Origin of the sequence: Pimelobacter sp. 30-1, from assembly GCF_018831735.1 — a bacterium.
In the GTDB taxonomy this organism is placed as follows: domain Bacteria; phylum Actinomycetota; class Actinomycetes; order Propionibacteriales; family Nocardioidaceae; genus Nocardioides.
On the sequence record NZ_NHTS01000019.1, the window covers coordinates 1 to 24,846 of the forward strand.

19 protein-coding genes are annotated in these 24,846 nt (G+C 70.8%); 5 read left to right on the forward strand and 14 right to left on the reverse strand.

The genetic code is table 11. The annotated features are described in order from the left end of the window. Window positions 1-657, forward strand: a 657-nt coding sequence (locus tag CCO04_RS27845) for a lipoyl synthase (protein WP_215817451.1), incomplete at its 5' end; no start/stop codon positions are given. A gap of 36 nt (window positions 658-693) precedes the next feature. After that, window positions 694-1,407, forward strand: a complete 714-nt coding sequence (locus CCO04_RS27850; protein WP_215817452.1) for a DUF4191 domain-containing protein — start codon at window positions 694-696, stop codon at window positions 1,405-1,407. 42 nt (window positions 1,408-1,449) lie between these two features. Here CCO04_RS27850 and CCO04_RS27855 read toward each other — a convergent pair whose 3' ends face one another. Next, a complete protein-coding gene (locus tag CCO04_RS27855) occupies window positions 1,450-1,881 on the reverse strand; it encodes an RDD family protein (protein ID WP_257751253.1) in 432 nt (143 codons plus the stop codon). 143 nt (window positions 1,882-2,024) lie between these two features. On the opposite strand from CCO04_RS27855, the gene CCO04_RS27860 reads away from it, so the two are divergent. Further along, window positions 2,025-4,205: a glutamine synthetase III gene (locus CCO04_RS27860; protein WP_215817454.1), complete on the forward strand. Its 2,181-nt coding sequence runs from the start codon at window positions 2,025-2,027 to the stop codon at window positions 4,203-4,205. 107 nt (window positions 4,206-4,312) lie between these two features. Next, window positions 4,313-5,734, forward strand: coding sequence for a type I glutamate--ammonia ligase (glnA, locus tag CCO04_RS27865; RefSeq protein WP_215817455.1), 1,422 nt, complete (start codon window positions 4,313-4,315; stop codon window positions 5,732-5,734). A gap of 116 nt (window positions 5,735-5,850) precedes the next feature. Here glnA and CCO04_RS27870 read toward each other — a convergent pair whose 3' ends face one another. Genes CCO04_RS27870 through CCO04_RS27885 form a run of 4 tightly spaced genes read right to left on the reverse strand, consistent with a single transcriptional unit; the run spans window position 5,851 to window position 10,771 of the window. Next, window positions 5,851-6,771 carry a glutaminase gene (locus CCO04_RS27870; protein ID WP_215817456.1) on the reverse strand — a complete coding sequence of 307 codons (921 nt, stop codon included), beginning with the start codon at window positions 6,769-6,771 and terminating at the stop codon, window positions 5,851-5,853. A gap of 51 nt (window positions 6,772-6,822) precedes the next feature. After that, a complete protein-coding gene (locus CCO04_RS27875) occupies window positions 6,823-8,217 on the reverse strand; it encodes a serine hydrolase (protein ID WP_215817457.1) in 1,395 nt (464 codons plus the stop codon). 35 nt (window positions 8,218-8,252) lie between these two features. Next, complete coding sequence (locus CCO04_RS27880; RefSeq protein WP_215817458.1) at window positions 8,253-9,599, reverse strand: serine hydrolase; 1,347 nt, start codon at window positions 9,597-9,599, stop codon at window positions 8,253-8,255. After that, on the reverse strand, window positions 9,596-10,771 hold the full coding sequence (locus CCO04_RS27885; RefSeq protein ID WP_215817459.1) for a P1 family peptidase: 1,176 nt from the start codon (window positions 10,769-10,771) through the stop codon (window positions 9,596-9,598). The genes CCO04_RS27880 and CCO04_RS27885 overlap by 4 nt, the downstream gene beginning before the upstream one ends. A 209-nt stretch (window positions 10,772-10,980) precedes the next feature. Here CCO04_RS27885 and menC point away from each other — a divergent pair, with 209 nt between their 5' ends. Then, window positions 10,981-12,099 (forward strand): o-succinylbenzoate synthase, encoded by a 1,119-nt coding sequence (gene menC / locus CCO04_RS27890; RefSeq protein WP_215817460.1) that lies wholly within the window; start codon window positions 10,981-10,983, stop codon window positions 12,097-12,099. 76 nt (window positions 12,100-12,175) lie between these two features. Here the strand turns inward: menC and CCO04_RS27895 are convergent, their stop codons facing one another. From CCO04_RS27895 to CCO04_RS29430, 9 genes are all read right to left on the reverse strand, one after another. Continuing rightward, entirely contained in the window at window positions 12,176-13,756 is a 1,581-nt protein-coding gene (locus CCO04_RS27895) for a helix-turn-helix domain-containing protein (protein WP_308281593.1), read from the reverse strand. A 112-nt stretch (window positions 13,757-13,868) separates the two neighbouring features. Next, a complete protein-coding gene (locus CCO04_RS27900) occupies window positions 13,869-14,675 on the reverse strand; it encodes a GNAT family N-acetyltransferase (RefSeq protein WP_215817461.1) in 807 nt (268 codons plus the stop codon). Further along, a complete protein-coding gene (locus tag CCO04_RS27905) occupies window positions 14,672-15,793 on the reverse strand; it encodes a M20 family metallopeptidase (RefSeq protein ID WP_215817462.1) in 1,122 nt (373 codons plus the stop codon). Before CCO04_RS27905 ends, CCO04_RS27900 begins: the two co-directional genes overlap by 4 nt. A gap of 1 nt (window position 15,794) precedes the next feature. Beyond that, entirely contained in the window at window positions 15,795-19,130 is a 3,336-nt protein-coding gene (locus tag CCO04_RS27910) for a serine hydrolase (protein ID WP_215817463.1), read from the reverse strand. A gap of 11 nt (window positions 19,131-19,141) precedes the next feature. Further along, a complete protein-coding gene (locus tag CCO04_RS27915; RefSeq protein ID WP_215817464.1) occupies window positions 19,142-19,882 on the reverse strand; it encodes an ABC transporter ATP-binding protein in 741 nt (246 codons plus the stop codon). Then, window positions 19,879-21,819 (reverse strand): dipeptide/oligopeptide/nickel ABC transporter permease/ATP-binding protein, encoded by a 1,941-nt coding sequence (locus tag CCO04_RS27920; protein WP_215817465.1) that lies wholly within the window; start codon window positions 21,817-21,819, stop codon window positions 19,879-19,881. The genes CCO04_RS27915 and CCO04_RS27920 overlap by 4 nt, the downstream gene beginning before the upstream one ends. 5 nt (window positions 21,820-21,824) lie before the next feature. Beyond that, window positions 21,825-22,778, reverse strand: a complete 954-nt coding sequence (locus tag CCO04_RS27925; protein WP_256448690.1) for an ABC transporter permease — start codon at window positions 22,776-22,778, stop codon at window positions 21,825-21,827. 101 nt (window positions 22,779-22,879) lie between these two features. After that, window positions 22,880-24,466 (reverse strand): ABC transporter substrate-binding protein, encoded by a 1,587-nt coding sequence (locus CCO04_RS27930; RefSeq protein WP_215817467.1) that lies wholly within the window; start codon window positions 24,464-24,466, stop codon window positions 22,880-22,882. Window positions 24,467-24,502: 36 nt separating this feature from the next. Continuing rightward, window positions 24,503-24,628, reverse strand: a complete 126-nt coding sequence (locus tag CCO04_RS29430; RefSeq protein WP_256448689.1) for a hypothetical protein — start codon at window positions 24,626-24,628, stop codon at window positions 24,503-24,505. Between the last annotated feature and the right edge of the window lie 218 nt (window positions 24,629-24,846).

A 24,846-nucleotide genomic window follows, 5' to 3' on the forward strand; every position in this document is an offset into this window, starting at 1 on the left:
AAGCCCCAGGCCCTCGACCGCGACGAACCCCGCCGCGTCGCCGAATCCGTCCAGACCATGGGCCTCAAGTACGCCACCATCACCGGCGTCGCCCGCGACGACCTCCCCGACGGCGGCGCCTGGCTCTACGCCGAGACCGTCCGCGCCATCCACGACCTCAACCCCGACACCGGAGTCGAGAACCTCATCCCCGACTTCAACGGCCGCCCCGAGCTGCTGACCGAGGTCTTCGAGTCCCGCCCCGAGGTGCTGGCGCACAACGTGGAGACCGTGCCGCGGATCTTCAAGCGCATCCGGCCCGCGTTCCGCTACGAGCGCTCGCTGGACGTACTGACCCAGGCCCGGGCCTTCGGGCTCGTCACCAAGTCCAACCTCATCCTCGGCATGGGTGAGACCCGCGAGGAGGTCTCCCAGGCGCTGCGCGACCTGCACGAGGCGGGTTGTGAGCTGGTCACGATCACGCAGTACCTGCGGCCCAGCCCGCGTCACCACCCCGTGGAGCGCTGGGTCAAGCCCGAGGAGTTCGTCGAGCTCGCTGCCGAGGCCGAGGAGATCGGTTTCGCGGGAGTCCTGTCCGGACCGCTCGTCCGTTCGTCGTACCGCGCCGGACGTCTGTATCGTCAGGCGATGGCCGCGCGCGACGCCGCGACGGTCTGACGTCCCGAACCACGGCCGAGGAGATTGCAGCACCCCATGTCGAACACTCCTGTCGACCCGTCCACCATGAGCCGCCGCCGGCAGATCCTCGAGACCTACCGGATGTCGCGCGAGGTCGACCCGGCGATCCGCTGGTGGATGCTCGGCTCCTTCCTCCTCTTCGGCGGACTGGGCTTCGCCCTCTTCCACTTCGTGCTGCCCGGCGGCGGTGCCTTCAAGATGGTGCTGACCGTCATCGGCACCTTCCTGATCGGCCTCCTGGCCCTGATGATCGTCTTCGGCCGCCGCGCCCAGAAGGCGGCGTTCAAGCGCCTCGACGGCCAGGTCGGCGCCGCGGCCCGCGCGCTCACCATGCTGCGCCGCGGCTGGGTGATCGAGGAGGTCGTCGGCTTCACCAAGCAGCAGGACATGGTCCACCGGGTGGTCGGCCCTCCGGGCATCATCCTGGTCGGCGAGGGCAACCCCGGCCGGCTCAAGGCGCTGCTGACCAGCGAGCACAAGAAGCACGAGCGGGTCGCCGGCGACTACCCCGTGCACGAGATCATGGTCGGCTCCGAGGAGGGTCAGGTCCCCCTGACCAAGCTGGTGCGCCACGTCCAGAAGCTCGGCCGCCAGGTCAAGCCGGCCGAGATCACCGAGATCCGCCAGCGGCTGCGCGCGCTCGACGCCCAGCGTCCCAAGGTGCCGCTCCCCCGCGGTCCGGTCCCGACCTCGATGAAGGGCATGCGCGGCAACCTGCGCGGTCGCTGAGCCGGCACGGCGCCCGAGGCGCGACGCGGCGCCCGCCCAGGACTACTTGACCAGGGTGCGCAGCGTCGCGAAGGTGACGGTCGACGTACCGGCGGCGAGGTCGTGCAGGCCCCGGCCGTCGTTGCGGAACACCAGGGGCGGGATGACCAGCCCGATCATGATCTGCCGGATCAGCACCTTGATCGGGTTGAGCCGGTGCAGGTGCCCGTCCGCCGGGACGACGCACAGGCCGGTGAGCAGCTTGCCGATCGAGCCGCCGGCCAGCCAGGTCAGCAGCGTCGACTCGACGATGTAGACCGGCAGCACGAGGATCGAGGCGACCGAGCCGGCCTCGGTGTACTCGTCGAGCCCGAAGACCAGGATCACGGCCAGGGTGCACAGCAGCCAGTCGACCAGCAGCGCGGCGATCCGGCGTCCCCAGGACGCGGTCTCGAAGGACGACAGGGCAGGGCGCTTCGCGGTCGGGGACGGCACGGCCGCAAGCGTAGGCGAGGGTCCGGAGTGACCGGCACCACACCCGGCGGCAACCTTGTTACATGCCCGAAACACAAGGGCAACGGCCCGAGGTGTTCTCGTCCGTAGCGTCCCGCTCCGAAGACCGATCCGAGGAGCACAGCATGACCGCGAACGCCGTACGCCTGGCCGCCATCAAGGACGCCCAGTCCTTCGAGGGCCCGGCCCCCTTCTTCGACGTGGCCGAGAAGACCGGGGAGATCTTCGGCGCGAACGTGTTCTCGCTCGCCGTCATGCAGAAGCGCCTGCCCAAGGCGATCTTCAAGTCGGTCGCCGCGACCATCCAGAACGGCGAGAAGCTCGACGCCGCCGTGGCCGACCTCGTCGCCGCCGCGATGAAGGACTGGGCGATGGAGCGCGGCGTCACGCACTACGCGCACGTCTTCTACCCGCTGACCGGGCTCACCGCCGAGAAGCACGACTCGTTCCTCGAGCCCGTCGGCGACGGCACCGCCATCTGGGAGTTCTCCGGCAAGACCCTGATCCAGGGCGAGCCCGACGCCTCCTCGTTCCCCAACGGCGGCATCCGGGCGACCTTCGAGGCGCGCGGCTACACCGGCTGGGACGTCCAGTCGCCGGCGTACATCCTCGAGAACGCCAACGGAAACACCCTGTGCATCCCCACGATCTTCGTCTCGATGACCGGTGAGGCGCTCGACCACAAGACCCCGCTGCTGCGCTCGCAGGCGGCGATGGCCGCGCAGGCGCAGCGGGTGCTGGCGCTCTTCGGTCACCAGGACGTCGACAACGTCGTGTCGTACTGCGGTCCCGAGCAGGAGTACTTCCTGATCGACACGAGCTTCGTCAACGCGCGTCCCGACCTGCTCAACGCCGGGCGGACCCTGTTCGGCGCGAAGCCCCCCAAGGGCCAGGAGTTCGACGACCACTACTTCGGTGCGATCCCCGAGCGCGTGCTGGCGTTCATGCACGACACCGAGCGGGCGCTGTTCAAGCTCGGCATCCCCGCCAAGACCCGGCACAACGAGGTCGCCCCCGGCCAGTTCGAGATCGCGCCGGTCTTCGAGCGCGCCAACCTCGCCTCGGACCACCAGCAGCTGCTGATGAGCACGTTCCGCTCGATCGCCAAGCAGCACGGACTGGAGTGCCTCTTCCACGAGAAGCCCTTCGCCGGCGTCAACGGCTCGGGCAAGCACGTGAACTTCTCGTTCGGCAACGGCAACCAGGGCAACTTCCTCAACCCGGGCGACAACCCGCACGACAACGCGCAGTTCCTCGTCTTCTGCGCCGCGATCATCCGCGCCGTCCACCTGCACGGCGGCCTGCTGCGGCTCACCGTCGCCTCGGCCGGCAACGACCACCGCCTGGGCGCCAACGAGGCCCCGCCGGCGATCATCTCGATCTTCCTCGGCGACCAGCTCGCCGACGTCTTCGACCAGATCGCCAAGGGCGGCGAGGCGACCAGCTCGAAGCAGAAGGGCATCCTGTCCGTCGGCGTCGACACCCTCCCCGACCTGGCCAAGGACGCCGGCGACCGCAACCGCACCTCGCCGTTCGCGTTCACCGGCAACCGCTTCGAGTTCCGCGCCGCCGGCTCCAACCAGACGGTCGCGGCCCCGATGGTCATCATCAACACGATCATGGCCGAGGCGCTCGACTTCGCCGCGAACGAGATCGAGGCCGCCGTCGCCCAGGGCGCCGACTTCAACGACGCCGTGGCCGCCCTGCTCAAGACGATCATCGAGCAGCACGGCGCGGTGATCTTCAACGGCAACGGCTACTCCGAGGAGTGGCACGCCGAGGCCGAGCAGCGGGGCCTGAAGAACCTCCGGACCACCGTCGACGCCCTCCCCGAGTGGCTCACGCCCGAGTCCAAGGCGCTCTTCTCGACCTACGGCGTGTTCAGCGAGGCCGAGCTCGAGTCGCGCTACGAGGTCGGCGTCGAGCAGTACGTCATGACCGTCGGCGTCGAGGCCAACCTGACCGCCGAGATCGCCCGCACCATCGTGCTCCCGACCGCGCTGCGCTACCAGACCGAGCTCGCCCAGAACGTCGCGGCGCTCAAGGCCGCCGGCGTCGAGGCCGACCTCAGCACCCTCCAGGGCGTCACCGCTCCCCTGGGCCGGCTCACCGGCGCCATCACGGCGCTGGAGAGCGCCATCGCGGGCGCCCACGAGCACAGCGGCATCGCCGAGGCGGCGTACCTGCGCGACGTGGTGCTCACCGCGATGGGCGACGTCCGCGCCGCCGCGGACGCCCTCGAGGGCGTCGTTGCCGACGACCTGTGGGCGCTGCCGACGTACCAGGAGATGCTCTACATCCGCTGACCGCACCGGATCTGTAACACGGCCGAAACAAACCGGTGACGGTCGGGAAACTGCCTGTTCGATAGGTTGCAGGGAGTCCGCAAGCCACGCGACGGAGGAACGAACGAATGTTCAACAACAGCGACGAGCTGCTCAAGTTCATCAAGGACGAGGGCGTCGAGATGGTCGACGTCCGGTTCTGCGACCTGCCCGGCGTCATGCAGCACTTCACGGTGCCGGTCTCGTCCTTCGACCAGTCGGTCTTCGACGACGGTCTGGGCTTCGACGGCTCCTCGATCCGCGGCTTCCAGGCCATCAACGAGTCGGACATGCAGCTCTACCCGGACCCGACGACGGCGTACATCGACCCGTTCCGCAAGGCCAAGACGCTCAACGTCAACTTCTTCATCCACGACCCGATCACGGGCGAGGCGTACTCGCGCGACCCGCGCAACATCGCCAAGAAGGCGCTGGCCTACCTCGCCAGCACCGGCATCGCGGACACCGCGTACTTCGCCCCCGAGGCGGAGTTCTACATCTTCGACAACGTCCGGTACTCCACCGGCGTCAACGAGGGCTACTACCACATCGACTCCGTCGAGGGCTGGTGGAACTCGGGCAAGGACGACGGCGAGAACAAGGGCTACAAGACCCGTCTCAAGGGCGGCTACTTCCCCGTCGAGCCCTACGACCACTACAGCGACCTGCGCGCCGACATGGTCAAGAACCTCGAGGCCTGCGGCCTGCTCGTCGAGCGCGCCCACCACGAGGTCGGCACCGCCGGCCAGGCCGAGATCAACTACCGCTTCGACACGCTGCTCAAGGCCGCGGACGACGTGATGAAGTTCAAGTACCTCATCAAGAACACCGCCTGGGAGCAGGGCAAGTCCGTCACCTTCATGCCGAAGCCGATCTTCGGCGACAACGGCTCGGGCATGCACGTGCACTCCTCGCTGTGGAAGGACGGCTCGCCGCTCTTCTACGACGAGACCGGCTACGGCGGCCTCTCGGACATGGCCCGCTGGTACATCGGCGGCATCCTGGCCCACGCCCCGGCCCTCCTCGCCTTCACGAACCCGACGGTGAACTCCTTCCACCGCCTGGTCCCCGGCTACGAGGCCCCGATCTCGCTGGTCTACTCCTCGCGCAACCGCTCGGCGTCCATCCGGATCCCGATCACCGGCAGCAACCCCAAGGCCAAGCGCGTCGAGGCCCGCTTCCCCGACCCGTCGGCGAACCCGTACCTCGCCTTCTCGGCCCTGATGCTCGCCGGCCTCGACGGCATCCAGAACAAGATCGAGCCGCCCGCCCCGGTCGACAAGGACATCTACGAGCTCCCGCCGGACGAGATGGCCGAGATCGCCCAGGTGCCGACCTCGCTCGGCGCCGTGCTCGACGCGCTCGAGGCGGACCACGAGTTCCTCACGGTCGGCGGCGTGTTCACGCCCGACCTGATCGACACGTGGACGTCGTACAAGCGGGAGAACGAGATCGCGCCGGTGCAGCTGCGGCCGCACCCGCACGAGTTCGAGCTGTACTACGACATCTGAGTCGTGCACTGATCGAGCTCGGTCCTCGATCGACGGTGGCCCTGGGTCCTCCCCCGGGGCCACCGGTCATTTCGACGGAGAGCGCCGTGCAGGTGAGCCACGGGGCCGACCGGGGCTCAGAAGATCGAAGCACCCGTGACGCTCGTGAACGCGTCAAGAGCCGCCACCGCCGCGACGGAGTTGCCTGCACGGTCGAGTCGCGGGCTCCAGGCGCAGACGGTGGCCGTGCCCGGGATCACGGCGAGTATCCCGCCCCCGACGCCGCTCTTGCCCGGCAGACCGACGCGGTAGGCGAACTCTCCCGCGGCGTCGTAGTTGCCGCAGGTCAGGAGCACCGAGTTGAGGCGCTTGGTCTGGCTCGCGGTGAGGAGCGACTCCCCCGAGTTGAGGACGCCGCCGCGCGCCAGGAACCCCGCGGAGACGGCGATGTCGGCGCAGGTGGCCTCGATGGCGCACTGAGCGGTGTAGTGCTCCAGCACTGCGGCGACGTCGTTGACGAGGTTGTCGTGGCTGGCGATGAGGTGCGCCATCGCGGCGTTGCGATGACTGTTCTCCGCTTCGGACCTGATCATCCTCGGGTCGCTGTCCAGGTCGGGGCGGACCGCCTCTTGTCGTAGGAGTCCCCGGATCGCGCCGAAGGCGTCCCCGGTCAGCTCGAGCAGCCGGTCGGTGACGACCAGGGCGCCGGCGTTGATCATGGGGTTTCGCGGATATCCGCGTTCGGCTTCGAGCTGGACGAGTGAGTTGAACGGAGTGCCGGACGGCTCGCGCCCGACCCGCTTCCAGATCGCGTCGCCATCGAGCGACATCACCGCTGCCAAAGCGAACACCTTGGAGATGCTCTGGATCGAGAACGGGGTCGTCGCATCGCCGACGGTGTAGAGCTCCCCCGCGACCGTGGCGACGGCCATGCCGAACGCATCCGGGTCGACCTCGGCGAGGGCCGGGATGTAGTCGGCCACGCGGCCCGACCCCGCGGTCAGGCCGGCAGCCGACGCGGCCTCCCGAAGGGCCTGGGCATAGTCGATGGTGCGCAAGGGATGCGTCGGCTCCGGATCAGAGGGCGAATCTCGACGACGCCGAGGTCGTCATGACGTCACCTTCTTGAACAGGCGAAGCGCGAAGAGGTACTCCTCGCCGCGATAGGTGGTGTGGGCGAACTCGATCTGGTCGGCCGTCTGCAGGAAGCGGTCGTCCGCGAGCGCCTCGACCGTCGTCGGAGCCGCGTCCGGTTCTCCCGTCAGGTTCTCCTTCTGCTCCACGCGGAGCCGGAGAACCTGCTCGCCGTCGCGCTCGAGGGCGAGCCTGGTCGTCGCCGACTCGTAGGTGCCGGCGGCAGCCAGCGCGAGGGCGGGTGCGTGGTCGCCGGGCTCGCGCCGCGGCATCGGGTACTCCAGACCGAGCTCCCTCCCGATCTCCGCCAGGACCTCCTTGGCGAGTGCGGTGCCGCCGCGGGAGTTGGTGAGGACGCCGACGGCGAGGCCGAGGGAGGGCAGTACGTGGAGCTGGGCGATCTGCCCGATGGTGGCTCCGCCGTGGTTGACCGCGTCGTACGGGCCCCACGGCCCGACGGCCCAGCCCAGCCCCCACCCGGCATCGGTGGAGGACAGGCCGCCGAGGTCGACCTGCAGGGCGCGCATCAGGCGGGCGGACTCGGCGGACAGGAACCGGGTGCCGTTGAGCCCGACGCCGTCGAGCAGGTGACCGGCTGCCAGCGCCAGGAGGTCCTCCATGCGACCGACCGCGCCGCCCATGGGTCCGGAGCTTCGCGGCAGTGACCACTGCGGGGTCGGGGTGACCGCCCGGACGCCGGGATCGCTGAGATCGGCGAGGTGACCGACCGCGGCCCGGTGGAGGATCGCGTCCTTGGCGTTCATCACGGTGTGCTCGAGGCCGAGCGGCTCGAACAGGTGGCGCTGGATCGCGGTGGTGAAGTCGGTCTCGCGCAGCACCTCGACGATCCGGCCGGCGACGGCGAACCCTGCGTTGCAGTAGTCGAAGTGGCCACCGGGTGGGGTGGTGCACACGGCCGGGACCAGCACCTCGACGTACCTCGCGAGGGCATCGTCGCCGTCACCGGTGTCGGTGAGGATGTCCCCGTCGATCCCACTGGTGTGGGTGAGCAGGTGGCGCACGGTGATGGTGTCCGCGGCGGTCTGGTCCGCCAGCCTGAAGTCCGGGAGGACGTCGACGACCCTGGTGTCGAGGGTGAGCCGGCCTTCGTCGACGAGCTGCATGACGAGCGTCGCCGTCCAGACCTTGGTGATGGACCCGAGCTGGAAGAGCGTGTCGTCGTCGACGCCGACTCCGGTCCTGAGGCTGGTCATCCCGTGGCTGAGCACGCGGACCGTGTGCCGGTCAGGTCCGTCGAGGGTGAGGAGACCGACCTGCAGTCCCGGTACGGCGTGCTTCTCGGCCAGCTCCGCAAGGCGTGCGGCCCACCGCTCGCCGCGAAGAAGGTCCTCGGGAAGTCGAACTGACACGTGCTCTCTCCTGTCTGGCTGAAGCCCGCGGGCTCTCAGTCCGAGGGCGTACCGAAGGGGACAGCCTCCCGGGTGACCCGGTAGGTCGCCCAGTTGAGCTTGGTCACCTGACCGGCGTCGTTGCGCGTGACCCGCAGCAGCTCGCCGCGCTCACGACCGGCGACGGTCCGGTAGACGTCGTCGGCGACCTTCTCGAAGACCGACGACGGCTTGTGGTCGGGAAGCCCGACGGCCCGCGCCTCGAGTCGTCCCTCCCGGACGGAGAAGACGAACGGATAGCCCTCGGAGTACCACGGCCCGACGAGCTCCCCGAGGTCCTCGGGTACGACGGTCCCGGGCCGCCAGATCTCCGGCTCCTCCGGGTCGTGGTCGAGCACGTGGTCGGCCAGCTCGATCGCGAACGCGGCCGGGTCGGGACACACCGAGGCGTTCATCATCACGATCCCGCCGGTGCCGGACTCGCGGTGCGTGAAGATGCCGGTGAGGTGGCCGGGCATGGCGCCGGTGTGGCCGACGTACACCCGGGTGCCGCTGCGCATCAGGAAGAAGCCGAGGCCCATCGCGCCGCCCCAGCGGTCGACATCCATCACGATCTGCGGCTGGCACATCTCGTCGAGCGTGTCCGGGGCGAGGATCTCGGGGTCGGGGTCGGCGATGAAGCCGGACCAGGTGGCCATGTCCCGCGGCGTGCTCGCCAGGCCGCCGGCGGGCGCCATCGCGGCGAGGTCGGGCGCGCTCTCACGCACGGGTACGTCGGTGTGCGGCGGCACGAAGTAGGGCTGGGCGTGCGCGCCCTCGAAGCCCAGCGTCGTGCGCCGCATCTCCAGCGGGTCGAGCAGCCGGCGGCGGAGCGCGGCGTACCAGTCGGTGTCGTCGAGCCGGGCCACCACCTCGCCGAGCAGCGCGAACATCAGGTTCGAGTAGTGCCACCGGTGGTGCGGCGCGAACACTCGCTCGGCCGCGTCGAAGCCCTTGACCAGGGCCTCCCGGTCGGGCATCACCAACGACTCCCACACGTCGCCGACCGGCTCGCGCTGCATGCCGGAGGAGTGCGCGAGCACCTGCCGGATCGTGATGCCGCGATGCGCGGTCCCGGGCAGGAACCTCTCCAGCGGGTCGTCGAGCGAGAGCCGGCCCTCGTCGCGCAGCTGCATGACCATCACGGCGGTGAAGGTCTTGGTGTTGGAGGCGATCAGGAACTGGTCGTCCGGTCCCGGCGCGTGGTCGGGCCGGTCGAGGTCGGCGACGCCGACGCCGTCGTACCAGGCCAGCCGGCCCCGGTGCACGACGCCCGCGGCGACCCCCGGGACCCGCCCCTTCGACTGGCGCTCGATGACGCAGCGGCGCAGCGCCCGGGCGGTGGTGTCCCGGAGCTCCCTCATCGGGCGCTGCCCGACCAGGTCGCGTGCCGCTCCAGGACCGAGCCCAGGCGGTCGGCTGCCAGTCCATAGGCCATGATCCCGTCCCGTCCCTCCATGTCGTCCGCCGCCAGCATCGCGTTGATGATCGCCTCCTCGGTGGCGTCCGCGCAGGCTTCGAAGAGCGTCGAGAGGTGCTGGTGCGGAACGGTCGAGACCGTGTGCGTCTGCGGGATGTCGACGTTGTGGTACTCGGCGGGGATGGAGGTGTTCCCGGTCGAGAAGGCGAACATGATGTCGCCGCTCGAGTCGGAGACCCCGCCACCCGATCGGCCCAGTCCGATGGTCGCCTGGGTCGCCAGACGGCGGCACTGCGACGGGAGCAGCGGCGCATCGGTCGCCACGACGACGATGATCGAGCCCGACCCCTCGGGCATCCGGTCCTCGAGCCGGGCGACGCTGGCGATCGGGACCTCCGCGTCGGGAACGAGCCGTCCGACGGGCACGCCGTCGACCCGGAGGAGATCCCGGACGCCGTGGTTCGCCTGCACCAGGACGCCGACGGTCCAGCCACCGTTCGCGGCCGGCAGTCTCCTGGACGACGTACCGATCCCACCCTTGAACCCGTGGCAGATCATCCCGGTGCCGCCGCCGACGTTCCCCTCGGCGACGGGGCCGCTGCTCGCCGACTCGTACGCCCGCCGGACGTGCGCCTCGGTCACGTGCTGCCCACAGATGTCGTTCAGGACGCCGTCGTAGGTCTCGCCCACGACCGGGAGCGCCCAGAAGGTGCTCGCCGACGACTCCCGCGCGTCGTACCCGGCCAGGGCGTCGCGCACCACGCCGACGCTGAACGTGTTCGTCAGACCGATGGGCGTGGTCAGGAGACCGGACTCCCGGACCCACTCGAGGCCGGTCATCTCACCATTGCCGTTGAACGAGAACGCCCCGGCGAAGCACGGCTGCTCGCGCACCCGACCCGCCCGCGGCTCGATGATCGTCACGCCGGTCCGGACCGGTCCCTCGCCGCGCTCCTTGCCCCCGCGACCCTCGATGACCGTCTCGTGACCGACGCGCACCCCTTCGACGTCCGTGATGGCGTTCAGGGGGCCGGTCTCGTACGGTCCGATGCCAGGGTGCAGGTCGCGCAGCCTGCTCCGCCGCGTCGTGTGCTCTTGCGTGGGGTTCGATGCCATGTCGCCATTGAATCCGCCGCTCGCCGCGCACGCGTCGTGGAAAACGACGAAGGGCCGGCCCGGCGATGTCCGACCGGACAACATCGGTGATCGGGACGCCCGTTGGTCGATAGGACAAGGCGGCCGCCGCGAGTTCGTCGGCGTACCCAGTTCGCCGGCCACCTCCGCCCAGCAACGATGGTCGCACTCCCCCACGAAGGAGATCACTCGTGAAGCTTCAAGGCGTCGAGCTCCGACGCATCAACATGCCCTTGCTGTCGCCGTTCCGGACCTCGTTCAGCGTTCAGACGAGCCGCGACGTCCTGCTCCTGCGCGCCGTCACCGACGAGGCCGAGGGCTGGGGTGAGTGCGTCGCCATGGCCGACCCGCTCTACTCCTCCGAGTACGTCGACGCGACCGCCGACGTGCTGCGGCGGTTCTTCCTGCCGGCCCTGGCGGCCGCGCCGGAGGCACTGGCGCAGCACGGCGCCACGGCCGTCGGCCAGGTCCTGCACCCCTTCAAGGGCCACCGGATGGCCAAGGCGGCCCTCGAGATGGCGGTGCTCGACGCCGAGCTCCGCGCTGCGGACCGGTCCTTCGGCCGCGAGCTCGGCGCCGTCCACGACCGCGTCCCCTCCGGGGTCTCCGTCGGCATCTACGACGAGATCCCCGCCCTGCTGGACGCTGTCGGCGGATATCTCGACGCGGGCTACCTCCGGATCAAGCTCAAGATCGAGCCGGGCTGGGACATCGAGCCGGTCAAGGCGGTGCGCGAGCGGTTCGGTGATGACCTGTTGCTCCAGGTCGACGCCAACACGGCGTACTCGCTGCGCGACGCCCGCCACCTGGCCAGGCTCGACGACTTCGGACTCCTCCTCATCGAGCAGCCGCTGGAGGAGGAGGACGTCATCGGCCACGCCGAGCTCGCCACGGTGATCTCGACCCCGATCTGCCTCGACGAGTCCATCGTGTCGGCACAGAGCGCCGCGGCGGCGATCAAGCTCGGCGCCTGCTCGATCATCAACATCAAGCCCGGCCGCGTCGGCGGCTACCTCGAGGCTGTCCGCATCCATGACGTCGCTGCCGCCCACGGTGTGGCCGCGTGGTGTGGCGGCATGCTCGAGACGGGTCTGGGACGGGCCGCCAACGCCGCTCTCGCGGCACTGCCGGGCTTCACGCTGCCCGGAGACGTCTCGGCCTCGGATCGCTTCTACGCGACCGACATCACCGAGCCCCTGCGGATCGTCGACGGCCACATGCCCGTGCCCACCGGCCCGGGCCTCGGCGTCACTCCCCTTCCCGAGCTCCTCGACGAGGTCACCACCACCGTCGAGTGGGTCGCGCTCTAGAGACCTCGGCGCCCCGGTCGGCGATGGCCCCACCCTCAGGCCATCGCCGACCGACCGCCTCGTCGCCGGGCGCTGCTCAGCGGGAGGCGAGGATGCGCAGCTGCACCATCGCCTCGAACCGGTCCTCGGGATCGTCGAGGTCCATGCCGCTCACGTCCGCCAGCCGCCGCAGCCGGTAGCGCAGCGTGTTGGGGTGGATGAAGAGCACGGACGCGGCAGCCGTGACGTCGCCGAAGGCGTCGAGCCAGGCCTTGAGCGTCTCGATGAGGCCCGAGTCGTGGCTCTCGTCGTACTCGAGCAGGCACGCGATCGGTCCCGCGGGGCGATCTCCCCGGGCGACGGCCAGGTCGCGGAGCTCGAGGAGCAGCGACTGGGTCTGGACGTCGCTGAGGCGTGCGACGCGCCGCCCGGTCCGTCCGTCGCGCAGCACGTGCAGCACCCGGTCCGCGGAGGCCCGGGACAGGATCAGTGAGGTGATGTTGTCGGCCGGAGGGCCGACCGCGACCACCATGGGGAGGCCGACTCCCACCCGGTCGCAGAAGTCGTTGGCCAGGCGCACGGCCCGCTCCTCGGCGTCTCCACCGAGGGGCACCAGTGCGTACACGGCGCTGCCGACCCTGGCCACGGCCGCGCTGGAGACCGCCGCGGAGAGGTGGACCGAGAAGGCATCGGTCAGCCGCTGCCAGTCGGCGGCGAGCGCCTGCTCGCGGCGATCACCCTCGTCGACGCGAAGCGCGGCCGCCAGGACCGTCAGCGTCTTGCCCGCCAACCCGAGCCGGGCCAGCGCGTCCCGGGAGCCGGAGGCACCTTCGAGGGTCGTCGCCACCAGGTCGGCCTGCAGCCGGCGTTGCGCATCGGCGCCGGCCCGCACCCTCAGCAGGTGCAGCGCGACCAGCTTGGCCGAGTCCTGGAACGCGGCGGAGCGCTCGGCCGTCAGCTCGCCGTCCATGGCGGCCCAGATCGAGCCGAGGACCTCGTCGCCGGCTCGGACGGCGATCGCCACCCGTTGCATGGCGTGCCCGGAGCCCATGCCCTCGGGGTTGACGACGACCGGTAGGTCCTGGCGGTAGAGCTCGCGGAAGACACCCCGCTCGGTGAGGCGACGGGTGTAGCGCTCGGGCACCTGCCTCCCGATCACCGTCTCCACCCGCGAGGCATCCGCCTCGTCCTGGCGGCCGGAGAAGGCGAGCACCCGCGAGCTCCGGTCCTCGATCGTGACCGGGGCGTCGATCAGAGCGGCGACGGCGTTGGCGACGGCGAACAGGTCACCCGACGGGATCCCACCCAGCGACTCCTTCTCCGACACCCCGACGTCGCCCTCGGCGAGGACCGAACGGAGCAGGGCGTTGAGCTGGGTCCAGGTGGCTCCGCGGCGCAGCCCCAGCAGGGCGACGCCGCTCTCCTCGACGGCAGCGCTGATCTCCGGGGTCACGGCCACCGGAGCACGGACGACGACCCCGACGGCGTGATGACGCCCGAGGTCCCGCACGAGCGTCGCCAGGCTGTCGCTCGATGCTCCGACGGCGAGCACGAGTGCGCCGATCGGGTAGATCGGCTCGTCGTCGGGATCGTGGATGATGACGCCGCCGATGTCCCCCTCGTGCTCGGGATCTCCGTGAACGAGCTCGAGGAGGGTGTCGCCGAGATCGTCGAGCACGCGGCCCAGACTCGCGCGTGGCCTCTGTCCCATGGTCGCGAGCATAGGCCGCACGATCACCCGGGGATCCGCTCGACCAGGATCCGTTCGCGGGCAGCGTCGCGGACGAGCGTCACGGCTGCGCGGCTTCGGCGGCGGGCACGAGCACGTAGCCCGCAGCACGGTCGAAACCGACGATGCGGCCGCCGCCGGCAAGGTGCGCCGCGAGCTCCGCACGCACCTCGAGCCTCCAGGCCCGGCTCTCCGCCGGGGAGGCCAGGCGCAGCGACTCGATGTCCGCAGGTACGGCGACGCGGATCGCGCCCGCCGGTGCGACCGGCTCCCTCCGCACGCCCCGGCACGCCGCGACCACCTCGGGCGAGGTGAGGTCCCAGGTCACCAGCAGCCGGTCGGTGTCGTCTCCGCCGTTGATGACGTCGTGCATCTCGCCGTAGAAGTTGGTGAGGTACTCGGCCGGCAGTGCGCCGAGCTTGACGAGGTTGAAGTGGGCGTTGCGGGCCACCAAGGGGTCGTAGGTCCACTCGATGATGCCGATGTCGCGGGACAGAGCCCAGGCCCGCTGGTGGAGCTTGAGGGCATAGCCGACGTGACGACCGGCAGCCGACGGGGAGACACCCGCGATGTGGCTGTGCAGGATGCGCGTGTTGGGCGACGCGTGGAAGCCGACGCACGCGCCGACCAGCTCGTCACCGTCGTAGGCCCCGCCGATGTAGTTGTCGGCCTTGCCGAGCGCCCGCAGGAGCTCCGAGCTGATCGGCGGGTTGTCCGGACGGCCCCAGATGAGGGCCAGCAGGTCGGTGACCTCGTTGATCTCCTCGATCTCGGTCAGGTTGCGGATGGTCACGCCCGACGCGCGCTCTGCCGCGGCAGCGGAGGCCTCCGCCTCGGTGACGTCGGGGTTGACGGGTGCTCTGGTCATGCGCTCTCCTCGAGAAGCTCGGCGACCAGCGCCTGCAGCAGGATGGTGCGATCGACCAGGCGGTCGACCACGACGTGTTCGCTGTCGGCGTGCGCTCCGCCGCCGACGGCACCCAGGCCGTCGAGGGTGGGCGTCCCGACGCCTGCGGTGAAGTTGCCGTCCGAGGCGCCGCCGACCGCGGTCGCGCTGACGGGCGGCTGGCCGAGAGCCTCGGCCAGGCGCGAGGCACGCGCGAAGAGCTCGCGGGAGGACGACTCCTCCAAGGGCGGGCGGTTGATCCCGCCACGCACGCTGATCGAGGCTCCGGGCAGCGTGGTCGTCAGGGCACGGATCGCGGCGTCGACGCGCTCCTGCTCCGCGACGGTCCACGCACGTACGTCGACCGAGACCGAGGCCGCCGCCGGGACCGTGTTGAGCGTCGTACCGGCGTTCGACGCCGTCGGGGTCACCGTCGTACCGGCCTCCGGGTCGCTCAAGGCCCCGAGCGCGAGTACCTGGTGAGCGAGCTCGACGCCGGCGTTGATGCCCTTCTCCGGCTCCAGTCCCGCGTGGGCCGCGCGGCCCGTCAGGTGGATCTCGTACATCGACGTGCCCTTGCGGGCGGTCTTGAGCGCACCGCCGTCGGCGGACGCCTCGAGCACGAGCGCAGCGACCGCGCCTCGTGCCTCCTCCTCGATCAGGCCGCGCGAGGTCGGCGATCCGATCTCCTCGTCACCCGTGACCAGGACGGTCACGCCGGCCCGGCCGGCCTCCCCGAGGGCGGCCACCGTGTGCATCGCCATCACGAGCCCTGCCGACATGTCGAAGCAGCCCGGGCCGCGCAGCACCCCGTCCACGACGGAGAACGGCTGGCGAGCCAGGGTGCCGAGCGGCCACACCGTGTCGTGGTGGCCGACCAGGAGGACCTTGGTCGGCCCGTGGCGCCACACCAGGTGGGTGCAACCGTCGATCACGATCCGCTCGGGCTCGGCGCCCATCCGGGACGCACCGATCCGCGCCACCACGTCGGCCGATCGGCCCACGGCCTCGAGATCGCTCGACGGAGACTCGCACTCGATCAGCTCGCGCAGGTCGGCGAGCACCAGGTCCAGTGCCACGCCGGGGGTGGATACGGTCATGTCAGGCCTTCCTCGGGGTGGCACGCAGGCCGATGTGGATGCCCTGCTCACCGGTCGGCAAGTCGTAGAAGCTGACACGGACCCAGTCCGTCACCCCCGATGCCTGGATGGCGTACACGCCATCGGCGACCGGCACGACCGTGTAGGTCTCCACCGCAGGAAGGACGTCGGCAAGCGGCCCCTTGAGCGTGGTTCGCAGGACCGGCTCGCCCTCCTCGAGGAGGAACTCCACCAGGAGCTCCCCGCGTTCATAGCGGCCCAGGTAAGGCGAGTGGTCGACGACCGGCGGCTCGACGGGCGGAGCGAAGCGGGCGGGGAGGTGGACGTCGGCCAGCTCGCTGAAGATCTCCTCGTAGAGGTCGGTGTAGAGGTCGCGGGTGCTCCCCCCGTTCGTGAGGAGCGTGACGGCGATCCCGGCCTCAGGAAGGATCCGCAGGAAGGCGGCCTGCCCGATGGTGTTCCCGTCGTGGCCGTAGGTGGGGTGACCGTTCCAGTCGAAGCGGAACCACGCCAGACCCCGCGTCTCGCCCATCAGCAGCTGTTCCACACCGGGGACCTGGTCGGCGTTCATCGCCGCCACGCTGTCCTCCGACACCACCCGGGTGCCGTCGGCGGCCACCCCGCCCATCAGGTGCAGACGGGCGAATGCCAGGACGTCGGCGACAGTCGAGGTGATGAGCCCGGCCGGACCGACCGACCGCGGCAGCATCGCGACCCCGGCCGGCTCGGGATCCGGCAGGCCGACGAGGTGCCCCATGGCATGGGGGAACACCATCGCCTCCTCCGGCAGCGTGACCGTGCGGGTCAGCCCCAGCGGGGCGAAGAGCCGCTCCCGCATCGCCTGGTCCCAGGTCACGCCGGTGGTCACCTCGATGACCCGGCCCAGGAGGGAGAACGCCGAGTTGCTGTAGGACCAGGTCGCCCCGACCGGGTGGATCTGCTCGACGTCCGCCAGCACCGCGGCGTACTTCTCCAGGCAGTCGTCGCCACGCCCGGTGTCGACGAAGACATCGCCCTCGATGCCGCTCGTGTGGGTCAGCAGGTGCCAGATGGTGACCTTGGCCGCGGCCTCCTCGTCCTTGAGCCTCAGCTCCGGGAGGATCTCGGTCACCGGGGTGTGCAGCGTGAAGGCGTCCTCGTCGATCAGCTGCATGATGACCGTGGCGGTCCACACCTTGGTGATCGAGCCGATCTGCCACAGGGCATCGGTCGTCGCCGGAGCGCCCGAGGCGGCGTGCAGCACACCGGTGGCGGCGTACGCCGTCTCGTCGGGCGCACCGTCGACCCCCAGGCGGAGGATGCCGAGCTGGGCGCCGGGGACCTGGTGCCTCGCGGCCAGCCTCTCCAGCCGGCGAGCCCAGTGCGCGGCGTCGATCCTGGCCGGACGCGGACCGGCCGCGTTGCCGGCGTACCGCTCCACCCAGTCGACGACGCGGCGGCCGTAGTCCTGGCGGTGGGAGGGCCGACCGGTGATCAGGAAGTTGTGGGAGGCGCCCGGGTAGAGGACGAGGCCGGTCGGCACGCCACGCTCGCGCAGGGCGGCGTGCCACTGCTCCGCCTGACCGACGGGGCACCGTACGTCGGCCGCGCCGTGCAGCACGAGCGAGGGCGTGGTCACCTGGTCGACCCGCGGGTACGGCGACATCTCCGCCAGCCCGACAGGGTCCTGCCAGGGCATGGAGCCGAACTCCAGGGCGCTCAGGTAGTGGCCGAGGTCGCTGGTTCCGCCCATGCTGATCACGTCGGCGATCGCACCGCCCGGGACGGCCGCGGCGAAGCGGGTGTCCCGGCTGGTGAGGTAGCAGGTCATGTAGCCGCCGTAGCTGTAGCCGGTGACGGCCAGCCGCTCCGGGTCTGCGATCCCCTCGGCCACGAGGACGTCGACGGGCTCGAGGAAGTCGTTCGCGTCGGTGACGCCCCATCCGCCGAAGAGGGCGTCGTAGTGCTTCTCGCCGTAGCCGTCGGAGCCGCGTGGGTTGAGGATCAGCACGGTCCAGCCGCGGGCCACCAGCTCCTGGTGGTAGAGGTGCACCTCGTCGGCCGCGGCGTTCCACGCGTTGTGCGGGCCGCCGTGGATGTCGAGCAGCAGGGGTCCCGGACCGACCGTGGACTCGTCGCGCATCAACCAGCCCTCGACGACGGTGCCGTCGGAGATGGTGAACTCGCGAGGGGTGCGCTCGTAGAGCTCGACCTCCGCAAGGCTCTCGCCGTGGTGGGTCACCGTGGTCTCGGCGCCGGTCGCCAGGTCGAGCGTGACGATCTCGCCGAACGAGGTGGGCGTGGCGAGCGCGAAGGCGACCCGCTGTCCCGCGACGGACACCTGGCTGACGACGTGCCCCGCTCCCCCGTGCACGAGCCGCGGAGCGCCACCGCCCAGGCCGACGGCGTACAGGTGCGTGCAACCGCGGTCGCGGACGCAGAACAGCACCTCGTCGCCCACCACCTGCGGCACCGTTCCGGGGTACGCCGGCGCGCCGGGCATGACGTTGCGGTCGAGGCCGGCCGCGAGGTCGGTGAGCTCGCCGGTGGCGAGGTCGACGCGGAACAGGCCGGCGTGGCCGCGCGGCTCCCGGCGGTGGCCGATGACGAGCAGGGAGCCGCCGTCGGGGGTGAAGCCGGCCGTCGCCATGCTCCCCTCGGCCACGACGACGCGCGGGGCGGCGTGGGAGCCGGTCACCGCGACGGAGAAGACCGCACTCGACGCCACGAGGTCGGAGTCGCCGTCGGCCTTCGCCGTGTAGACCAGCGTCGTGCCGTCCGGCGACCACGCGGGGTTCTGGGCGTGGCGACGGCCCTCGGTGACCTGGCGGACCTCGCCCGTGGCGACCTCCGCCAGGTGGATCTGCATACGCACGGTGCCGACGAAGCCCATGCCGTCGATCTGGTAGTCGAGTCGCTCGCTGACGATCGGCGCCTCCGCGCGCCGGGCACGGTCGGCGTCGGTCTCCTGCGCGGTGGCGACGCGGTCCACGGGGGCGCTGAAGGCGATCGCCGAGCCGTCGGGGCTCCACACCGGTGCGCCGGCGCCGAGCGGGAGCGTGGTGAGCTGCACCGGCTCTCCCCCGGCCATCGGGAGCAGCCAGACCTGCTGGTCGCGCACGTAGGCGATCGTCGAGCCGTCGGGCGACCAGGCGGGGGCGGTGTCCGAGCCTCCGCGGGTGAGCCGCCGGGGCGCCCCGTCGTCGAGGTCCGTGATCCACAGCTGGGTGACCGGCTGGTCCGCTGCGAGGTCCTGGGTCGTCACCACGTGGACGAGGCGACGGTGGTCCGGCGAGAGCGCCGGCTGGGACGCGACGGCCAGCTCGGCCAGGTCGTCGATGGCCATCCTGCGGGTCATGGGGAGGCTCCTCAGGCAGTGCGGTGATGACGGCCGGGCACGGCCGCCACCAGACGCTGGGTGTAGGGGTGGGTGGGACGCTCGAGGACGTCGGCGGTCGGGCCCTGCTCGACGATGCGGCCCTGGTACATGACGGCGACGTGGCTCGCGACGTACCGGACGACGGCGAGGTTGTGGGAGATGAAGAGCATCGACAGGCCGAGCTCGCGCTGCATCTCGCGCACCAGGTTGAGAACGGCACCCTGCACGGAGACGTCGAGCGCCGAGGTGATCTCGTCGGCGATCACGACCTCCGGGCGTCCGGCCAGCGCACGCGCGAGCGCGACCCGCTGGCGCTGTCCCCCGGAGAGCTGGCGCGGCAGGCTCGTGGCCCGGGCCGGGTCGAGGTGGACGAGCTCGAGGAGCCGGGTGATCTCGGCCCGGCGCGCTGCCCGGCCGAGCCGGTCGGGAATCGCCTCCGCGATGCTCTCGCCGACCGTCATCCGCGGGTCGAGGGAGGAGTAGGGGTCCTGGAAGACGATCTGCAGCGGCCGGTGGCGGCCCCGCGGCTTCACCTCGGCTCCGTCGAGCAGGATGCGGCCGGCGCTGATCGGCGCGAGACCGACGGCGGCCCGCGCCAGCGTGGACTTGCCGGAGCCGGACTCGCCGACCAGACCGACGACCTGGCCGTCGGCCACGGTCAGGGTGACGTCCCGCAGCACCGTGGAGGCGCCGTACTTGACGCTGACGTTGTCGAAGTCGAGCGTGCTCACGAGGTGACCACCTTCTTCTCGTTCGTGACGGTGGGGCCGAGCGACAGCGTCTGGCCGGCGCGCCAGCAGGCGACCCGGTTGCCCGCCGCGTCGGTGACGAGATCGGGGTCGACGGAGCGGCAGTGGTCGTCGGCCAGGGGGCACCGCGCGGCGTACGCGCAGCCGATCGGGATGTCCGTCGGGTCCACCGGGCGCCCGGCGATGCTGGCCAGCGGGGCGTCGAGGTCGGTCTCCATGTCCGGTACGGCGGCCACCAGGGCGCGCGTGTAGGGGTGCTGCGCTCCGGTCCAGAGGTCGGCGGCGGGGAGCTCCTCGACGATCCGTCCGGCGTACATCACCAGCACCCGGTCGCAGATCTCGGCGACCACGGCGACGTCGTGGCTGATCAGGAGCAGCGCCACGTCGTCGGTGCGGCGGATCTCCCCCAGCAGGTCGAGCACCTGCTGCTGGACGGTGACGTCGAGGGCGGTGGTCGGCTCGTCGGCGATGATCAGCTGTGGGGTGCCCATCAGGCCCATGCCGATCATCGCCCGCTGGCGCATCCCGCCGGAGAACTCGAACGGGTACTGCTTGGCCCGGCGCTCCGGGTCGACCACCTTGACGGCACGGAGCCGGTCGACGGCCCGGGCCAGGGCCGCCTTGCGGCTCAGACCCTGGTGCTGGCGAGCGACCTCGGCCAGCTGCGGCCCCATCCGGTGCGCGGGGTTGAAGGAGGTCATGGGGTCCTGGAAGACCACGGACAACGACTGCCCGAGGAGCTTCGCGTCGGCCTCACCGTCGAGGAGGTCGGTGCCGACGAACGTGAGCTGGTCGGCCTCGACCCGGCCCGGCTCCTCGACCAGCTGCGCCACCGCCAGGGCGGTGAGCGACTTGCCGGATCCGGACTCGCCCACGATGGCGACGGCCTGGCCCCGGCCGATGCTGAAGGACACCCCCCGGACGGGGCGGATCGCGCCCGCCGGGCCGGGGAACGTCACGTGCAGGTCACGGACGTCGAGCACGCCACCGCGCTCAGGAGCGCGGCCGGAGGGTGCGTCGGCCCCGGACTCGTCGTCCGGCGCGGCAGGCGTACGGGCCGGCGCGGGCGCCAGGTTGCCCGCCTCAGGGATGCCGAAGCCCCGCGCGATGGCCTCGCCCGTGAGGTTGAAGGCCAGACCCGCGATGATCACCGCGAGGCCCGGGGCGAGTGCCGCCAAGGGGTGGATGTAGATGCCCGTCAGGCCCTCCTGCATCAACCGCCCCCAGTCGTAGGCGGGTGCCTGGACGCCGAGCCCGAGGAAGGACAGCCCGGCGAAGGCGAGCAGCATCCCGCCGGCACCGATCGAGGCGTTGACGATGAGGGGCTCGGCGATGTTGGGCAGCACGTGGCGGAACAGGATCCGGAAGCGACCGACCCCGGCCACGCGGGCCGCGGCGACGTAGTCGAGCCCGAGGACCCCGGCGACCATGGTCTGGCACAGGCGGGCGAAGGCGGGAGCACCGGCCATCGCGATCGCGAACACGGCTCCCTTCGCGCCGACACCGAAGACCACCGCGAAGAAGAGCACCAGCAAGAGCCCGGGGAACGCCACCAGCACGTTGATCAGGGCCCCCACCAGACGGCCCATCCGCGGACCGAGGAGGAGCGGTGCCGCGCCGAGCACCAGACCGACGGAGATCGCGATGGCCGTGGAGCAGACGGCGAGCAGCAGCGAGAGACGCGTCGCCACCAGGACGCGGAAGAAGAGGTCGCGCCCGAGGGCGTCCGTGCCGATCCAGTGGTCACTCGACGGACCCGCCATGGCGTTGGCCGTGTCGACGGCCACCGCGCGGTCGTGCCAGAGGAGCGGCGCGAGCACGGCCAGCACCACCACCAGTGCGAGCAGGCCGAACCCGACCATGCCCACGGGGGTGCTCAGCACGCGGCGCCAGCGGCGGGAAGAGGTCGATGTCGTCATGGTCATCACGCAGCGCCGATCGTCGAACGTGGGTCGAGGATCGCGAGCGTCACGTCGACGAGGGTGTTGATGAGCAGCACCCCGAGGCCGTACACGATCACGATTCCCTGCACCAGCGGGTAGTCCTTGGTGGTGATCGACTGGACGATCGTGCTGCCCAGGCCGGGCCAGGAGAAGACGTTCTCCACCAGCACCGTGCCGGCGATCAAGGAGCTGAGCAACAGTCCTCCGATGGTCAGGGTCGCGGTCACCGCGTTCGGGAGCGCGTGGACGAGGAGGACGCGCAGCGGCGGCAGGCGCTTGGCGCGGGCCGTGCGGATGTAGTCGGCTTCGAGGACCTTGAGCATCTCGACGCGCATGATCCGGGAGAGCACCGCCGCCGAGCCGAGGGCGAGTGCGATGACCGGGAGGACGTACGACGACGCGGTCTCGTTGCCCGCGACGGGCAACCACTGCAAGGTGACGGCGAAGACGTAGACGAGCCCGACGCCGAGCAGGAAGTCGGGGATCGAGCCGAGCACGACGCTGGTGCTCGCGAACGCCAGCTCGGTGCGGCGTCGCCTCCCCTTGCGGGTGAGCACGGCGATCCCGACGCCGACCGGGATGGCGATCGCCACCGCGAGCAGGAAGGCGAGCCCACCCAAGGTGGCCGTTGCGGGGAGTCGCTGCGCGATGGTGTCCGCGACGGGGAGCTGCGTCGCGATCGAGCTGCCGAGGTCACCCTGCACGAGGTTGCCCAGGAAGTGGCCGTACTGGGTGAGCAGCGGGTCGTTGAGGCCCAGCGCCTCGCGCTTGGCCTCCACCAGGTCGGCCGGGGCGGTCATCCCGAGCGAGGCCCGGACCGGGTCCCCCGGCACCAGGTGGATCATCAGGAAGGACGCCGTCACGAGGACCCAGAGCGACACCAACAGCCGCCCACCTCGCCTGAGGGCGAACCGGGTCCAACGTCCCCCGAGCAGGGGCCGTCGGCGAACCGGATCGCCGAGGTCCGGTGAGCTGGCTGTCGGTGTCGTGGTCATGCGGGATCTCCCGTGAGAGGTGGAGGAAGCGCTCGGGCAGCTCAGCCGAGCATGCGGATGGCGCTGGGGACGAGGATCGCGCCGGTGGTGAGCTCCGCGCCCTTGAGGAAGGTCGGGTTCGAGCTCCCCGCGAAGGGGACGAGGTCGGCGGCCGCGAACAGGCTCTCCTCGGCGGCGAGCCAGTCGGGGCAGCTCTCGGAGCCCACCTTGGCGTTGGCCGCCTCGACCTTGGCCTCGTAGTCGGCGTTGTCGATGTGGGAGAAGTTGTTGGCGGTGTCGCCGGACAGGAACGGCACCATCTGGTCAGGCGAGTTGACGCCCACGGTCTCCCACGTGATGTCCCAGTCACCCGTCGTGAAGAGCGGCTCGGACAGCTGCGAGGTGCTCAGCAGCTTGGCGTTGACCTTGATCCCGATCGCCTTCCAGTTCTCGACGGCGAGCTCGGACGCGGCGGCGGCCGGGTTGCCCGCGAAGTTGTCGACCAGGAGGCTCAGCTCGAGCTTCTTGCCGTCCTTCGTCCGGATGCCGTCGGAGCCCTTGACCCACCCCGCCTCGTCGAGGAGGGCCTCGGCGGCCTTGGCGTCGAAGGCCGGCACCGCACCGGTGGTCGTGCCCTGGCACGCGATGGGCGGCATCGGGGCGAGCTGGGTGGTGGGGATGCCCTTGCCGGCGGTCAGGACGTCCGCGAGCTGGGTGTAGTCGATGCCCTGGGTGAGCGCCATCCGGACGGCCGGGTCGCTGGTCAGGTGGCCCTCGGCGTGGTTGTACCACTGCTCGCCGAGGATGATCGGGAGGTCGGCCGACTCGACGCCGGCCTTGTCGAGACGCTCGGCGTCGGGCCCCTTGATCGTCGCCGCGTTGAGCGTCCCGGTGAGGAGACCGTTCGCGGCGGTGGTCTCGTTGAGAACCACGGTGGCGTCGATCTGGGCCGGCATGCCCTTGGTCGCGGTCGAGGCGCCGTCGGGGCCCCACGTGTAGCCCTCGCGGACCTTGTAGACGTACTTGCTGCCCGGGACCGAGCTCTCCAGCACGTAGGGGCCGGTACCGGACGTCCCGTCCGTGAGGGTGCTGCGATCCTTCAGCCCGGCCTCGCACACCATGGGGACCTTGGCCAGGGCGTTGAGGACGAACGGTCCGGTGACGCCGACCTCGATGGTGACGGTCGAGCCGGACGCGGTCGCCGTGGAACCCGCGGGGTAGTAGAGCCCGAGGAAGGGGCTCTTGTTCGCCTCGTCGCTGAGGTAGGTGAGGTTGTCGACGACCGTCTGCGCATCGAAGGGCGAGCCGTCGGAGCAGGTCACCCCGTCACGGATCTCGAGCGTGATGGTCTTGCCGTCGACCTTCCAGGAGTCCGCGAGCTGCGACTGGATCTCGCCCGTGTCGGCCGCGACGGACAGCAGGCTGTCGTAGGCGAACTGGGTGAGCTGGGTGAGGTTGCCGGTCAACGACTGCTGGGGGTCGAGGGCGCCGGGATCGGAGTTCATCGCGAACGCGAAGGTCTTGCCGTCGGCGTACGACTTCGGGCCGTTGTCGGACCCGCTGCCGGAGCTGCAGGCGACGAGGCCGGCGGTGCCGACCAGCGAGAGGGAGAGTGCCAGCAGGGCACTCCTGGTGGTGACGGTCCTCATGTCGTTCCTCTTCGGGTGTAGGGAGGGCGGGGGTGTTCAGTCGGGGACGCGGATGATCAGCCGGCCGTCGTGGACGGGCTGGTCGCGGTCGCCGGGTGCAGCGCGCACGCTGGACGAGGTCTTCGCGCGCCGAGCCGCTGCATCGAAGGACGTCTTTTCCATCACACTAAGGAGCCCGGGCCGCCGAAGTGTTCATGCGATCCCCCAATTCAAGGGGCACTCCGCTGTCCATGACGCCAACGGCCCTCATCGTGAGACCACGGCACCGAGGGCCCCGGACCAGGCCGCCGCCACCGCCCCCGGTGGTGTTGGCCAGGCCGACGACGGCAGGCGCCCGATGTCGTGGCCGAGCACGATGACGCTGGGACGCGCGCTGGGCG

Excerpts from the sequence above, each read along its gene's own strand:
- CCO04_RS27850 (WP_215817452.1), top strand. The coding sequence starts at position 694 with ATGTCGAACACTCCTGTCGACCCGTCCACCATGAGCCGCCGCCGGCAG.
- CCO04_RS27860 (WP_215817454.1), top strand. The coding sequence starts at position 2,025 with ATGACCGCGAACGCCGTACGCCTGGCCGCCATCAAGGACGCCCAGTCC.
- glnA (WP_215817455.1), top strand. The coding sequence starts at position 4,313 with ATGTTCAACAACAGCGACGAGCTGCTCAAGTTCATCAAGGACGAGGGC.
- CCO04_RS27880 (WP_215817458.1), bottom strand. The coding sequence starts at position 9,599 with ATGAGGGAGCTCCGGGACACCACCGCCCGGGCGCTGCGCCGCTGCGTC.
- CCO04_RS27885 (WP_215817459.1), bottom strand. The coding sequence starts at position 10,771 with ATGGCATCGAACCCCACGCAAGAGCACACGACGCGGCGGAGCAGGCTG.
- CCO04_RS27900 (WP_215817461.1), bottom strand. The coding sequence starts at position 14,675 with ATGACCAGAGCACCCGTCAACCCCGACGTCACCGAGGCGGAGGCCTCC.
- CCO04_RS27905 (WP_215817462.1), bottom strand. The coding sequence starts at position 15,793 with ATGACCGTATCCACCCCCGGCGTGGCACTGGACCTGGTGCTCGCCGAC.
- CCO04_RS27910 (WP_215817463.1), bottom strand. The coding sequence starts at position 19,130 with ATGACCCGCAGGATGGCCATCGACGACCTGGCCGAGCTGGCCGTCGCG.
- CCO04_RS27920 (WP_215817465.1), bottom strand. The coding sequence starts at position 21,819 with ATGACGACATCGACCTCTTCCCGCCGCTGGCGCCGCGTGCTGAGCACC.
- CCO04_RS27930 (WP_215817467.1), bottom strand. The coding sequence starts at position 24,466 with ATGAGGACCGTCACCACCAGGAGTGCCCTGCTGGCACTCTCCCTCTCG.
- CCO04_RS29430 (WP_256448689.1), bottom strand. The coding sequence starts at position 24,628 with ATGGAAAAGACGTCCTTCGATGCAGCGGCTCGGCGCGCGAAGACCTCG.